Source organism: Zobellella sp. DQSA1, assembly GCF_041950555.1.
Classification (GTDB): Bacteria; Pseudomonadota; Gammaproteobacteria; order Enterobacterales; family Aeromonadaceae; genus Oceanimonas.
In genome coordinates this window covers 2,518,147-2,532,142 of record NZ_CP169531.1, presented here as the reverse complement: position 1 = coordinate 2,532,142, position 13,996 = coordinate 2,518,147, and the positions used below count along the sequence as shown (strand labels likewise).

Genomic DNA, 13,996 nt, shown 5'->3' with positions numbered 1-13,996 from the left:
TTAAATACTTTGTGCGGCTTCTGATTGGGGAGGAATGGGCGGGGTATACCGCCGGGCGGAAAAGGGTATCGAGGTGGTGTATTGCATACAAGGTCACAAAAATGCGGCATGCGAATCGTTTGCGGTGTTGTCCGTTGGTTTCAAATGGATAAAGTCGATGAACTTGGCTGCGGATAAGCCCGATTGGTTGGCCGGACGGGCGCGTCGACAAGAAAAATAAGGAGAAAGTATGAGCAGGATGATGGCGTTATTGCGTTGGCTGGTGTGCGTTGCGGCGCTGGGGAGTGTTGTACCCGCCCTTGGCGCGGCAGTGCCGGAATGCCATGTCGTTTATGACGCGGGCAGCAGTGGAACTCGCATGTATGTTTATCAGAAACAGGAGCAAGGCTGGCGGGAATACACCGGCCCCAGGGTGTCGGCCCTGGCGGATCCGGTACGGCAGATCCGCGGCAAAAACCATGCGGATATGGACGCGGTGACGGAGGAGATTGCCGCCACCCTGGCACAGATAAAGCAGGAGGGGCCGGTGGACGACAAGGGCCGGCCAGGGTGGGACGCCTTCGACTGGGAGCGGCGCTGTGATCTGCGTTCCGTCATGGTGTATGCCACGGCGGGCATGCGCCTTGCCGAGGCGGAGGACAGGGCCGGGAGTGCCCGGCTCTGGCAGCTGCTGGCGGAGAAGCTGCAGGCGAAGGCAGGCGATGTGCCCGTGCTGACCCGTACCCTGACGGGCTACGAGGAAGGATTGTTCGCCTGGCTCGCCGTCGGTGTTGGCCGCGACGATCTTGATTTCGGCATCGTCGAAATGGGCGGCGCCTCGTCCCAGATAGCCTTTCCCTGCCCGCGCTGCGATCGGGCGGACGACGCGGTGCGGCCCGTATGGCTCAACGGGGAACCGGTGGCGTTTTACAGCTATTCCTTTCTGGGGCTGGGACAGGATGAAGCCCCCAAGGCGCTGGGGCAGCCCGCCGGCTGTCGCCATGGGGTCGGCTCGGAAGAGCCGGACTGGACGCTGGAGCACTGCACCGGGCAGCTCCGCTTTGCCGCCCGGGAAGGATTGAAAGACCCCTACAATGTGCAGCAGCAACGGCGGGGCGGCCATCGGCGGGTGCCGGTTACCTCGTCCGGCCTGTCCAACTGGTATCTGACCGGCGCCTTCAAGTACATGGAAGAGAGCCACTTTGACACCTGCTGCATGAACAAAGGCCAGTGCTACAACGCGGAAACCTCCTGTTTCCGGGTCGCCTACCTGCCGAGCTACCTGACCGCCCTGGGCGTGCCGGCGGATGCCCCGGTGGCGGACGCCAACTGGCCCCTGGGCGCGGTCATGTGCCGCAGCGATGACTGCCTGCGCCATGCCGAGCCCCCGCTGTGCCGCTGGGCGGAAGAGGGCTGCCTGTAGGAGATGGGGCAAGGTCCGGGACCTTGCCCCTTTTTAAATTTGTGGCTGCTGTCTGGTGGGCCTTGCTGAGCTCCTGTTTTTGATGGACAAAACAGGGCCACAACCTCACTTTATGCCGGCTACTGCGCTAACCATCTCGCGAAGCCAGCGATGGGCGGCGTGCCCATGGTTGCGTTCGTGCCACACCATTCCTACCGAGAATTGTTCCACAGGCAAGGGAGGGGTAATCAACTTGAGTTGTTCAGTCGCTCCCAGGACCAGGCGGCGTGGAACAAGCGCGACGAAGTGCGATCTGGAAACAATGTCGGGGACAAAAAGAAACGAGGGGACAGAAAGCACTACGTTGCGTGTATATCCCAAGGCTGACAGGGCTTGATCTACGGGGGTAACGAAATTGCCCCCGCTGAGTGAAACCACAACATGCTCAAGTTGTACATATTCTTCGATGGTTATTCCATCTCTGAGCTGTTGGTGGTCTTGTCGGGCAATCAGTACATAGCCTTCATCGTACAGATGTTTGGTCCGCAGGTTGGAAGGGGCGTCTTCCGGCGTCATGAGTGCTAGATCTACTTCGCCCAGAGCCATCTGAGCTTCCAGCTCGGATGGCACCAGGTTGCGTACGGCAACCCGAATACCGGGGGCTTTCCGCCCAAGTTCTTTGATAAGCGGTGTGATGATGACGGTATAAAGATAGTCGGTACAAGCGATGGTCAATGTAAGCTTCGCTTTTTCTGGTGTGAAGCTCTGGTGGATTGTCAGCGTATCACGCACCTGGTCCAGGGCAAGACGAAGTGGGGCAAGCAGTTCCATTGCCTTGGCTGTGGGGGTCATGCCTCTATGGGCAGGAATGAGCAGAGGGTCATCGAACATGCTCCTCAAACGGGTCAACTGGGCACTGACTGCAGGCTGACTGAGGTGCAGGCGAGCTGCCGCCTTGGTGACGTTTTGCTCTTCAAGCAGGGCTTCGAGCGTTGTCAGTAAATTTAGGTCGAGTCGTTTGCTATCCATAATTAATATAATAAACAAAAAATCTTTGAATTTCACTTATAGTATTGCTCCCCGCACACTTGCTCTGTACCCACCGGGCAGGAGACGTCACCGCTGCGTGAACAGTCTCCGAACGGGGGGGATGTGGAACTGCGCTTATTGCGAAGAATGGCTTTGGTATCGTTTCCCGAAGCCTGACCATGAACCAGATGGAGAGCATCGATATGACTAAGAAAGTGCTGATAGTGTATGCGCAACCCGAGCCCACCTCCTTGACTCGCCAGTTTGTCGAGGCGACGGTGCAGAGCTTGCAAGAGCAAGGCCATGACGTATTGTTGTCGGATCTGTACGCCATGCGCTGGAAAGCAACATTTGATGAACAGGATTTTCCCTGTCGAGCCGACCTTGGCCGGTTGTCTTTCATTAAAGAGTCGGGACACGCTTATTCGACCGGGCGGCAGACGGACGATGTGGTATCTGAGCAACAGAAATTGCTTGCTGCCGATGCGGTCATATTCCACTTCCCGCTCTGGTGGTTTGGCTTGCCGGCCATCCTCAAGGGATGGATAGATCGGGTGTACGCCTATGGCTTTGGCTATGGATACAAGGGCAAAGGGAACCTCTATCGTTACGGTGACGGTATATTAAAAGGAAAGAGGGCCTTGTTATCGGTGATGGTCGGCGGGCCGGAAGCAGACTATTCACCGCTAGGAATTAACGGGCCCCTCGAGGAGTTGCTGTTCCCCGTCACCCATGGTGTGCTGTTTTACCCTGGAATGGATGTACTGCCCACACACGCAGTCTATGGCGCAGCCCATCTTGCCAAGACGGAGATAGCAACAGAAATCGCTGTCTGGCGAAAGCGCCTCGAGCAGCTCTTTGAAGAGGCTCCCATTCCGTTCCGGCGCCAGAACGGGGGAGACTATAAGGATAATCATATCCTTGCCGATCACATTGCTTTTGGAAAAAGCGGCTTGTTGGCTCATGTCGACACTTCGGATACTTGACCAGATAAAAATACATCGGTTAAGCCGTATTGTTGATACGCGCCTATTTTAATTTACTTCTTTACCCGCTTTTTACGCATCTAAATAACTGCTCCTGATAGTGCTACATCGACCGGGCACCGCACGCAGACACGCCGTGAACCCATCCCTGGGGCTCCGCCGCGCCCTCCCTGGCGCGGAGGGTCTGCTTAGCGAAACCCTGTCGCTGTCGGTAGTGATCTGCCATTCGGAACAGCTATTCAGGGGCGGGAAAGGTATTTTCAGCTTATGGGAATACTCGGACCGTTACTGCCTCTGGACTGAGAACCGGTTTCCCGCGAATAAATTCGCGGCTACGGGGGCTGTGGCGGGGAGGGCGTAGGCACGGATGTATTCGTGCCTGGCCGGTGGTGCCGGGCTTCCCCGCGTTCTCTTTGTGGATTGCCACTCCCTTATTAGTTAGTTAGACTAACTAAAATTATTTTGGAGGGGATCCCATGGCGCTGGCCTACAGCCTGAAGCAACTGGAGTGGTTTATCTGGCATCGCTGGCGCGAACATTCCCGCCAGAGCGGCAGCATGGAGCTGACCAGCAGCGAACTGCAATACCTCTATGCGCTGATGTCGGCCCATGGGCAGGGGTTGCGGCTGACCGAGCTGGCGGCGTTGATGCAGGTGAGCAAGGCGTCGGCCAGCACCATGGCGCGCAAGCTGGAGCGCCAGGGCTACCTGCGGCGCGAGGCCTGCCCCGAGGATGCCCGGGCCAGTCGCCTGCTGCCCACCGACAAGGCGCTCTACCTGCAGAAGGAAGAAACCAGCGTCTACCTGGAAACGGCGGCGGTCATGAGCAGTGAGCTGAGTCGGGAAGAGCTCGAGCAGCTCGAAGTGCTGCTGGCCAAGGCCTGCCGCGCCCTGGAGTTGCCCCATGGGCCGCTGCCCACACCGGATCTGTCCCCCCGCAAACAGGATTGACACCATGAACCTGGCATCGGCGCCGCTCCATCGCGCCTTTTGGCATTACACCCTTCCTTCGCTGGCCGCACTGCTGGTCAGCGGCACCTATCAGGTGGTCGACGGCATCTTCGTCGGCCACTTTATCGGCGGCGACGGCCTGGCCGGCATCAACCTGGCCTGGCCCTGGGTGGGCATCATGCTGGCCGCCGGCATGATGATCGGCATCGGCTCCGGGGCCCAGGCGTCCCTGGCCCAGGGCGGTGGCAAGCGCGGCCGGGCCGCCCTGTTCGTGGCTCAGGGCCTATGGCTGCTGCCGCTGCTGGGGTTGCCGCTGGCGCTGATATTGACCCGGTTGAGTCCCTCTTTCCTGGCCTGGCAGGGAGCCGAGGGGGCGGCGGCGGAACACGCCCAGGCCTACCTGGATCTGATGGCGCCGGCCACGCCCCTGGTGATGGCCAGCGTGACCTTGCCGTTTCTGGTGCGCAACCTGGGGGCGCCCCGACTGGCGACCCTGGCGTTGCTGCTGGGGGCCGTCGGCAACATACTGTTGGATGCGGTCTTTATCGCCTGGCTGCAGTGGGGCCTGACCGGCGCCGCCCTGGCCACCCTGCTGAGCGAGTCGCTGGTGGTGGTGCTGTGCCTGGGCTTCGTGCTGAGCCGTCGCAGCCGTGCGCCGCTGGACCACCGGGCCTGGCGGTGGCGACCCAGGGCAGGCGCCGTGCTGCTGGGCACCGGCTTTTCGAGCATGCTGATGTACCTGTACCTCAGCCTGGCGGTGGTGCTGCACAACCTGCTGCTGCTCAAGCACGGCCAGGCGGTGCAGGTGGCGGCCTATGGCATTGCCGGTTACCTGATGGCCTTCTACTACCTGGCGGCGGAAGGGGTGGCGGGAGGCATGCAGCCCCTGGTGAGCTACTACCAAGGCGCCGGCCAGCCGGTGCGGGTGCGCCAGACCCTGCGCCTGGCCTGCCTGGTCGGGGTGGGGGGCGGTATTCTGCTGGTGCTGGCGATGATGGCGGCGCCGGCCTGGTTCGCTTCGGCCTTTATGGGGGAAGATCCGGCCCTGTTGGCGGCCACCACCAGGGCCATCCGGCTACACCTGTGGGCCCTGTTTCTGGATGGTTTCCTGGTGCTGGCGGCCTGCTGGTTCCAGTCCCTCGGCCTGGGTCGGAAGGCGACCCTGATCACCCTGGGCAATATGTTGATCCAGCTGCCCTTTCTGGCGCTGCTGCCGCTCTGGCTGGGGCTGGACGGCGTCTGGCTGGCGCTGCCTCTGTCCAACGTCTGCCTGTCGCTGTTCGTCGGCTGGCTGTTATGGCGGCAGTGGCGGCGGCTGGCTGTGGTGCCGGCCGCGCCGCTGGGCGAGCGATCCTGAAACGGGGACAGCCGGCGCTCTTGTGTCCGGGAATGCTCACCGGGCAGGGAGTGCCTCTGCCAGCGGCACCTCTCCGGCAAAGCCGCCGCCACCCACGACGGGCCGCTGCTGCTCGATGGCATGGGCGAAAATCACCGCCGGATCCTGCTCCAGTTTGTTGTACAGCCGCTGCAGATTTGGATAGTCACTGCGATCCACAACCTGGAGATACTCGGCCCAGCGGGCGATACCGATAAAATAGGCGTCGGCCACACTTCGCTGTGCTCCCAGTAGCCATGGCCGGTCAGCCAGCATCATCTCCAGTTGCCGGTGTGCCTTGGCCACCGCTTCTCGCCCGTAATCGAGCAGCACCTGTTTTTCCGCGTCGCGCATCTCATGCTCCAGCGCATGCCACAGCGGTGCAAAAGCGCCAAAGAAAGTGGTGTTGAGGAAGGCCAGCATCTGGTTCAGGCGATCGAAGTCGGGGCTTCCCTGCGGATAACCGAGCTGCGCTTCAAGGCCCTGCGCCGCAATATGGTTCAGGATCGCCATGCTTTCACTGAGTGTCTCGCCGCCGGCGGTCAGCAAGGTCGGGGTTTCCGCCAGCGGATTGATGCGGCGGTAGGCGTCACTGCCGGCTTCGCCCGGCATTTCCACCCGGCAGAGCCGGTATGGCCTGCCCAGCCACTCCAGCGCCACGATAGAACCAAAAGAACAGCCGGAAGGCACGCCGTAAAAAAGAATCGGTTTCATCATTTTTCTCCAGAAAGAGGCTCCCTGGTGGAGCCGGTAAGAAAACTCTACCTTTATGGACGATTAACGTGTAGACCGAATAAAATAGACTTATCGTCTCTATATATGGACATTGGCCTTGCTTAATCTTAACGATCTGCGCCTGCTGGTGGCGGCGGTGGAACAGGGGGGCTTCAGCGCGGCGGCGCGCCGGCTGAATATCCCCAAGTCCACCATCAGCAAACGGGTGGCGGTGCTGGAAGAAAGCCTCGGCGCGCGTCTTATCCAGCGCACGTCACGCAGTTTTTCCCTTACCGACGTAGGAAAGGATTTCTACCAGCATGCGCTGGCGGCGGTGATCGAGGCCGAGGCGGCCGAAGCGGTGGTGCGCAGCCGGCAGGCGGAACCGAGCGGCACGGTAAAAATCAGCGCCTCGGTGCCGGTGGCCCAGCGCTATCTGGCGCCAGCGCTGCCAAGCCTGGCGCTGCGGTATCCGCGGTTGCAACTGCAGGTAGAGGTGACCGATCGCCGGGTGGACGTGGTGCAGGAGGGAGTGGATATCGCGGTGCGTAGCCATTTTGCGCCGCTGGCGGACTCCGGGTTGATCCAGCGACGGCTGTGCGTGGAGTCGATTATCCTGATTGCGGCTCCCGTCTATTTGCAGCGGCGACGGGAGCCGGCCGCACCGGACGATTTGGCCGGACACGACGGTATTCTCACCGGACCGACGGCGGGCTGCTGGTCGCTGAGCGACGGGCAGGGCCGCTCCGCCAGCGTGACACCTCGGCCTGTAATGGTCGCCAATGAGTCGGTCATGCTGCTGGGGGCCGCCGAAGCCGGGTTGGGCATTACCTGCCTGCCGGCGGACATGTGCCGGGCGTCGATGGATGAAGGCCGGCTGGTGCGGGTACTGCCCGAGTGGCAGGCCGGGCAGGTCACCACCTCCCTGGTGATGCCGCATCGCCGCGGGCAGTTACCCGCGGTGCGCGCCGTGGTGGAGTGCCTGGTGGAGACGTTTCGCTCCGGGGAGGGGCCTGCGGACTGACTGCCGCTGTCCGTATGATTGCGCGACAGGGCGAATCCGATGAACCTCAGGCACTACGCCATTTCCCGGTATCCGATGATGCCCTACGGGCCGACTTCATATTATTTTTACCGGCATTTCTCGTCCCGGAGGCAGGATGATGAAATATTATTCATCCCTGTGCTTTATTTTTCGGTGATTTGTTGAGAGTCGGTGATATTAAATATCCAGTACATGAATAATTATTCCAGACTCTGAATGTGTTGATATTTTGTTTCTGTTATGTGATATTTCATTTTGCTGCTATTTATTCAATTGGACGTTAATGCTGACAGGGTGTCTTTATGGGATTATCTTTAAGTTATAGAAAACTGATCGTGCCTGCCGTTTTATTGTGTGCGGGTTCTTTTTCTGCCCTGGCCTCCGAAGAAGCCGAGCCTTCCAAATCTCTTTCAGGTTCAAACCTGCTGATATCTGCAGTCGCCTGGAAGCAGACAGCCGCGGAATATCGAGCCTTGTATTACCAAGGGTTCAATATCGCGAAGCTGCATCTCGACAATGCCTTGCAGCGCCACGGCGAGGGAGACAAACCCCTGGCCATTATTACCGATGCCGATGACACTATTCTGAGTACCAATGCCTATTGGGGCCACCTTGTCGAGCAGGAGATGGAGTTCTTTGATGATCCTATCTGGGACCGGTGGGTTGCCGAGGCTCAGCCGGTCGCGACTCCTGGCGCGAAGGAGTTCCTCGATTATGCGGCGTCGAAAGGGGTGGAGATTTTTTATGTGACCAGCCGGGAGCAAGGCGAGGACACCTTCAATATCGCCTTGAATAATTTAAAGGGAAATGGCTTTCCTTTTGTCGACGCCGAGCACTTGACCGTTTTAAGGGAAACATCAAATAAAGAAACAAGGCAAAAAGAAATTGCCAAGGACTTTAATGTTATTCTCTATCTCGGTGACAATCTCAACGATTTCTCCAGAAGCTATTATGTGACCGGTGTGGAAGAAAGGCTGGCGCTGGTTGATGAAAACAAAGGCAAGTTTGGCTTTGAACACATTATATTTCCCAATCCCACCGACGGCCATTGGATCAGGGCCATTTTCGGCGAATCGGAGCCGCCGGCCAGCGTTGAAAACGTGAACAAGTTCCGGGCCGCGGCCACCAGACATTCCTGGCAAGCACCGACGGAATAACTGAACTGACGGAACAATAAAAATCGAAATAAACGGATCCCGTGGATGGTGAGACTATCCGCGGGTTTTTTTGCTGCTCGGAGCAAGAGTCACCATGCCGCTTGATGCCCGGTGCGAGTCAGGACGCGGCGTCGTCCAGCAGGCCGGTCACCATCACCCGCAGCGGGTCCAGCCCGAACAGGGGGCTATTCGGTTTTGCACTGATATCCATTCAAATATTTAATTTTCAAATAATGTGTCCGACTTCTACCATGCCCACAGCGGCACTGGCAAGCTGCCCCCTTTTTCCTATTCCCGAGAGACGATGCGATGACGACAGCAAGCAGGCCGGTGGAGCAGGGGGCCATGCTGCTCCTGGTGGTATTGATTGGCCTGAACCTGCGGCCTTTTCTCACCGGGCCCGGGCCCATCATCGAGATGATCAGGGCCGCTACCGGCCTGGGCTATACGGGCATGGCGATGATGACCCTGCTGCCCACCCTGCTGATGGGCATGGGCGCCTTTGTTTCGCCGCGGCTCCAGGCCCGCTGGGGCACCCGCCGGGGCATGCTCACGGCGTTGGTGCTGCTGATGCTGGGTTCGGGGCTTCGGCTGCTGGTACCCGGCGGTACGGCCCTGATCTTTACCGCCCTGCTGTGCGGGCTGGGGGTGGCCTTTGTCCAGTCCACCTTTCCCGGCATCATCAAGCAGTATTTTCCCGGTCGGGTGGCCATGGTCACCGGCCTTTATTCGGCCATGATCATGGGCGGCGGCGCCATCGGCGCCCAGTTGACCCCGTTGCTGGCCGGCGGTGCCCACGACTGGCGCGCGGCCCTGGCCTGGCTGGCGTTGCCGGCGCTTATCGCCCTGGCTTGCGCCTGGCGGATCCTGTCGGACCGGCAGAGCCGCCCGCCCGAGCCGGGCCTGGCGCGCCGCCTGCTGGGGCGGCCGCGTACCTGGCAGCTGATGCTCTGCTTTGGCCTGGTCAACGCCGGCTATTCGACCATGGTCACCTGGCTGGCGCCCTACTACCAGCAACAGGGCAGGAGCGCCGCCGACAGCGCCGGCCTGGTGGCGGTAATGGCCCTGGCCCAGGCCCTGTTCGCGGTAGGTATCACCCTGCTGGCGCGGGGGCGGGATCGGCGCCCCTGGTTGTGGCTGACCCTGCTGCTGCAGGCGATCGGCTACGCCGGTCTGCTGTTCTGGCCCGGGCAGTGCCCGCTGGTGTGGGCCGCGGTGTGCGGCATGGGGCTGGGCGGCAACTTCTCCCTGTCGCTGGTGACCGCCCTGGATCACCTGCCGGTGCCGCAGCAGGCGGGTGCGCTCACCGCCCTGATGCAGGGCGGCGGCTTCCTGATTGCGGCCATGGGACCCCTGGCGGTGTCGCTGCTTCGGGAAGCGAGCGGCAGTTTCGCCGGTGGCTGGGCGCTGCACCTGGCGCTGGTCGGCGTGGTGATGCTGATCTGCCTGCGCTTCGATCCCCGGCGCTACCCCCAGGCCATGGCGACGGCCTGAAACCCGCTTCCATTATCCGACGGGCGAAAAGTCATCGACCATGGGAGGGCAATCGTGCATTCTTGTTGTTGTTCATTCGGGTCTCCAGGAGGCGTGGTTTAGGGTGTACCTCCCATTCCCATTGGCAACGCTGAAAACGTCCGGCCGTTAATCGACCTATCTGACAGGAGTCATCCATGAAGCTATCCGCTCACGCGATCGCGTTATCACTGCTGCTCGCCGGCTGTACCGGCCAGCCCGAGTCATTCAGCTATCAGGCCCCGCCACCACAGCCCGAAGCCGCCTCCGGCTACCAGGAGAAACCCGGCTGGGCGTTGCGGGAGTACGCGGTGGCGGCCGCCAATCCGCTCGCCACCGACGCCGGTCGCCAGGTGCTGGCCGCGGGAGGTTCGGCGCTGGACGCGGCCATCGCGGTGCAGATGGTGCTGGGGCTGGTTGAGCCCCAGAGCAGCGGCATTGGCGGGGGCGCCTTCCTGATGTATTACGACGGCAAGCAGGTCAGCGCCTACGACGGGCGCGAGACGGCACCGGCCGCCGCCGATGAAAACCTGTTCCTCGATGCCGACGGCGCGCCGCTGCCGTTCAACGAGGCCGTGGTCGGCGGCCGCTCGGTCGGCGTGCCGGGCGCCGTGGCGATGCTCGAGCTCGCCCACCGCGAGCATGGCACCCTGCCCTGGGCCGACCTGTTCCAGCCGGCGATCCGGCTTGCCGAACGCGGCTTTGCGATCAGCCCGCGACTGTACACCCAGCTCGAGTCCGATGCCTTCCTCAGGCAGGATCCGGTGGCCGCGGCCTACTTCTATCAGCCCGACGGCAGCCCCTACCCGGTCGGTCATGTGCTGCAGAACCGGCCCTACGCGGCGGTGCTCAAGAACATCGCCGCCCAGGGCAGTGCGGCCTTGCACCGCGGCGAGATAGCCGAGGCCATCGTCGCGAAAGTCCGGGGCCATGCGACCAACCCCGGCCAGCTGACACTGGCCGACCTTGCCGGTTATCGGCCGAAGCAACGCGAGCCCTTGTGCAGCGACTATGATGCCCGCGGCCGGGAATATGTGCTGTGCGGCTTCCCCCCGCCCAGCAGCGGTGCTATCGCCGTCGCCCAGATCCTCGGCATCCTGAGCAATACCGAGGCCGCCGGGCTGCCGATGCAGCGCACCGACGACGGCAAGCCGTTGCCCTCGCCACAGTGGCTGCACCTGTACAGCGAAGCCTCGCGGCTCGCCTTCGCCGACCGTGCCAAGTACATCGGCGACCCCGACTTCGTCAGCCCGCCCGGCGGCAACTGGTCGAGCATGCTGGCGCCCGATTATCTCGCCGCCCGGGCCGGCTTGATCGGAGAGCGCAGCATGAAGACCGCCGAGCCCGGCCGGCCCGGTGCGATGCAGGTCTCCTTGGGGGTGTCCGCAGCGCAACCCGAATACGGCACCAGCCACATCAGCATCATCGACCGCGAGGGCAGGGCGCTGAGTATGACCACGACCATCGAGGCCCAGTTCGGCTCCCGCCAGATGGTGAACCCCTACGGCACGGGCACCGGCGGCTTTCTGCTCAACAACGAACTGACCGACTTTAACTTCGCGCCCAACGACGCCGCCGGCCTGCCCACCGCCAACCGGGTGCAGCCGGGCAAGCGCCCGCGCAGTTCGATGAGCCCGACGCTGGTCTTCGACAAGCCGAGCGGCCGGGTGCTGGTCAGCGGCGGCAGCCCCGGCGGCGCGCTGATCATCCACTACACGGCCAAGACGCTGTACGGCATGCTCAACTGGGGCATGGACGCCCAGAGCGCGATTAACCTGCCGAATTTCGGTGCCCTCGGTGCGCCGACCCTGCTCGAGGACAACCGTTTCCCGGCCGAGACCCTGGACTGGCTCAGGGCGCGCAATCATGAATTGATCGAGATGGACATGACCAGCGGTCTGCAGGCGATCGGCCGCACCGACCAGGGCTGGTTCGGCGGCGCCGATCCGCGCCGTGAAGGCGTGGTGATGGGCGAGTAACCGTGCCCCGTCGCCCCCGGGCCTTGACGACGGCCTGGGGGCGGTGGGGAAGCATTGCTCAGCCGGCAAGCCATTGGGGCAGCCACAGGGCCAGGCCCGGGTACAGGCTCACCAGGGCGGCGGCCAGGCACATCAGCATAAAGAACGGCAGGGCGGAGTAGGCCACCCGGCCGATATGTTCGCCGGTCAGCCCCTGCAACACGAACAGGTTAAAGCCCACCGGTGGGGTGATCTGCCCCAGTTCCACCATGATCACCAGGAAGACCCCGAACCACACCGGATCGAACCCCGCCTGCAGCACGATGGGCAGGGTAATGGGCAGGCTCATCACCGTGATGGAAATGCCGTCCAGGAACAGCCCCAGCACAATATAGAACAGCGCCAGTGCCACCAGCAGCAGGGCGGGGGAAAGTTCCAGCCCGGCGATAAACCCCGCCAGTTCCCGCGGCAGATGCAGGTAGCCCATGGCGGTGGAAAGCAGGGCGGCGGTCACCAGAATGCTGCACACCATGGTGGCGTTGAGCAGGGTGGCGGCCAGGGCCTCTTTGAACATGGCCAGGCTCAGTTGCCGCTGTGCCGCCAGCAGCCCCAGGGTGGCGGCCACGCCCACCGCTGCCGCCTCCGACGGGGTGGCGATACCCGAGTAGATGGAGCCCATCACCAGGGCAATCAGCAGGATCACCGGGGCCAGGCAGGCAAAGCTGGCCAACAGCGAGAGCCCGGCGGTCGTGCCGCGCGGGGCTTTTTCGGGCCGGCGCAGGGCCACGGCCGCGATATAGCCGGAGTAGAGCAGGGCGATCAGCAGCCCGGGTATGACCCCGGCCATAAACAGCTGGCTGATGGACACCTCGGCCTGCACCCCGTAGACGATCATCACGATGGACGGCGGGATCAGCAGGCCCAGGCTGCCGGCCCCGGCCAGGGAGCCGATGGACAATTGCCGGTCGTAGCCCCGGCGGGACAGCTCGTGGGTGGTGATCTTGCCGATGGTGGCGGTGGTGGCGGCGCTGGAGCCGCTCACGGCGGCGAAGATGGCGCAGCCGAACACATTGGTGTGCAGAATACCGCCCGGGATCTTCTGGGCCCAGGGCTCCAGCCCGCGGAACAGCCGTTCCGAAATATTGGAGCGGAAAATCAGCTCCCCCATCAGGATGAACAGCGGGATGGCCGACAGTTCCCAGGCGTTGCCGGCACGGTAGAGGATGCGGCTCAGGATCATGCCCGCCCGATCCAGGTCGAAGCCGCCCAGCCACACCAGCGAGCCCAGTGCTACCGCCGCCAGGCCGGCAAACACCCAGGCGCCCAGACCCAGCAGCAGGAAGATAAGGCCGATCACCCCGGCCGCGGTCAGCAGGGTATCCATCAGCGTGCTCCTTGCCGGGTACCGGCCTGGGTGGCGATGTTGAGAGCCTTGCCCAGCAAGGTAAGGCACAGCAGCACCATGCCCAGCCAGACCATGCCCTCGGGTAGCCAGAGCGGGGTGTCGGCCAGGGTGTCGCTGGTGGTGCCACGCTGGTAGCTGCGCCAGACGTTTCTGCCCCAGTACCAGGCCAGGGTGGCGAAGGTGAACAGCGCCACCAGGGTGGAAAGCAGTTCGGGCAGCCAGTGCCAGCGGGACGGCAGCTTGTCCACCAGCAGTTTCACCCGGATAAGGGAGCCCCGATCCAGGGCGTAGCCGAGCCCGAGAAAGGTCATGGTGGCCACTGCGTAGCCCACGAATTCATCCAGCACGAAGGTGGAACGGCCGAACAGCCGCAGCACTATCTCCAGCAGGATGTGGCCGGTGATGTAAAGGATAAGCCCCATAGCGAGCCCGCCCGCCAGCTGGTTGAGCCGGCGGCTGAGCAGGGTGACCAGCGCGGCCATGG

The 13,996-nt window shown here is 62.3% G+C and carries 12 protein-coding genes; 8 read left to right on the top strand and 4 right to left on the bottom strand.

The features are described from left to right. Window positions 1–229: 229 nt before the first annotated feature. Entirely contained in the window at window positions 230–1,402 is a 1,173-nt protein-coding gene (locus ACEVBK_RS12255) for a hypothetical protein (RefSeq protein WP_375055225.1), read from the top strand. A 105-nt stretch (window positions 1,403–1,507) separates the two neighbouring features. On the opposite strand, the gene ACEVBK_RS12250 is transcribed toward ACEVBK_RS12255, so the two are convergent. Continuing rightward, a complete protein-coding gene (locus tag ACEVBK_RS12250) occupies window positions 1,508–2,446 on the bottom strand; it encodes a LysR family transcriptional regulator (RefSeq protein WP_375055224.1) in 939 nt (312 codons plus the stop codon). Between the two features lie 167 nt (window positions 2,447–2,613). On the opposite strand from ACEVBK_RS12250, the gene ACEVBK_RS12245 reads away from it, so the two are divergent. From ACEVBK_RS12245 to ACEVBK_RS12235, 3 genes are all read left to right on the top strand, one after another. Then, window positions 2,614–3,396 (top strand): NAD(P)H-dependent oxidoreductase, encoded by a 783-nt coding sequence (locus tag ACEVBK_RS12245; RefSeq protein ID WP_375055223.1) that lies wholly within the window; start codon window positions 2,614–2,616, stop codon window positions 3,394–3,396. A gap of 476 nt (window positions 3,397–3,872) precedes the next feature. Next, window positions 3,873–4,346 (top strand): MarR family winged helix-turn-helix transcriptional regulator, encoded by a 474-nt coding sequence (locus ACEVBK_RS12240; RefSeq protein ID WP_375055222.1) that lies wholly within the window; start codon window positions 3,873–3,875, stop codon window positions 4,344–4,346. A gap of 4 nt (window positions 4,347–4,350) precedes the next feature. Next, the gene (locus tag ACEVBK_RS12235) at window positions 4,351–5,703 is read left to right on the top strand and encodes an MATE family efflux transporter (protein WP_375055221.1); all 1,353 of its coding nucleotides are present in this window, start codon (window positions 4,351–4,353) and stop codon (window positions 5,701–5,703) included. A gap of 36 nt (window positions 5,704–5,739) precedes the next feature. Here ACEVBK_RS12235 and ACEVBK_RS12230 read toward each other — a convergent pair whose 3' ends face one another. After that, window positions 5,740–6,438 carry a glutathione S-transferase family protein gene (locus ACEVBK_RS12230; RefSeq protein WP_375055220.1) on the bottom strand — a complete coding sequence of 233 codons (699 nt, stop codon included), beginning with the start codon at window positions 6,436–6,438 and terminating at the stop codon, window positions 5,740–5,742. 115 nt (window positions 6,439–6,553) lie between these two features. Here ACEVBK_RS12230 and ACEVBK_RS12225 point away from each other — a divergent pair, with 115 nt between their 5' ends. From ACEVBK_RS12225 to ACEVBK_RS12210, 4 genes are all read left to right on the top strand, one after another. Continuing rightward, window positions 6,554–7,459: a LysR substrate-binding domain-containing protein gene (locus tag ACEVBK_RS12225; protein ID WP_375055219.1), complete on the top strand. Its 906-nt coding sequence runs from the start codon at window positions 6,554–6,556 to the stop codon at window positions 7,457–7,459. Between the two features lie 323 nt (window positions 7,460–7,782). Next, entirely contained in the window at window positions 7,783–8,637 is an 855-nt protein-coding gene (locus ACEVBK_RS12220) for a 5'-nucleotidase, lipoprotein e(P4) family (protein WP_375055218.1), read from the top strand. A gap of 309 nt (window positions 8,638–8,946) precedes the next feature. Further along, window positions 8,947–10,131, top strand: coding sequence for a cyanate transporter (locus tag ACEVBK_RS12215; RefSeq protein ID WP_375055217.1), 1,185 nt, complete (start codon window positions 8,947–8,949; stop codon window positions 10,129–10,131). A gap of 176 nt (window positions 10,132–10,307) precedes the next feature. After that, window positions 10,308–12,128: a gamma-glutamyltransferase family protein gene (locus ACEVBK_RS12210; protein WP_375055216.1), complete on the top strand. Its 1,821-nt coding sequence runs from the start codon at window positions 10,308–10,310 to the stop codon at window positions 12,126–12,128. Window positions 12,129–12,186: 58 nt separating this feature from the next. Here the strand turns inward: ACEVBK_RS12210 and ACEVBK_RS12205 are convergent, their stop codons facing one another. Continuing rightward, window positions 12,187–13,491 (bottom strand): TRAP transporter large permease, encoded by a 1,305-nt coding sequence (locus ACEVBK_RS12205; protein ID WP_375055215.1) that lies wholly within the window; start codon window positions 13,489–13,491, stop codon window positions 12,187–12,189. Then, window positions 13,491–13,994, bottom strand: coding sequence for a TRAP transporter small permease (locus ACEVBK_RS12200; protein WP_375055214.1), 504 nt, complete (start codon window positions 13,992–13,994; stop codon window positions 13,491–13,493). Before ACEVBK_RS12200 ends, ACEVBK_RS12205 begins: the two co-directional genes overlap by 1 nt. Between the last annotated feature and the right edge of the window lie 2 nt (window positions 13,995–13,996).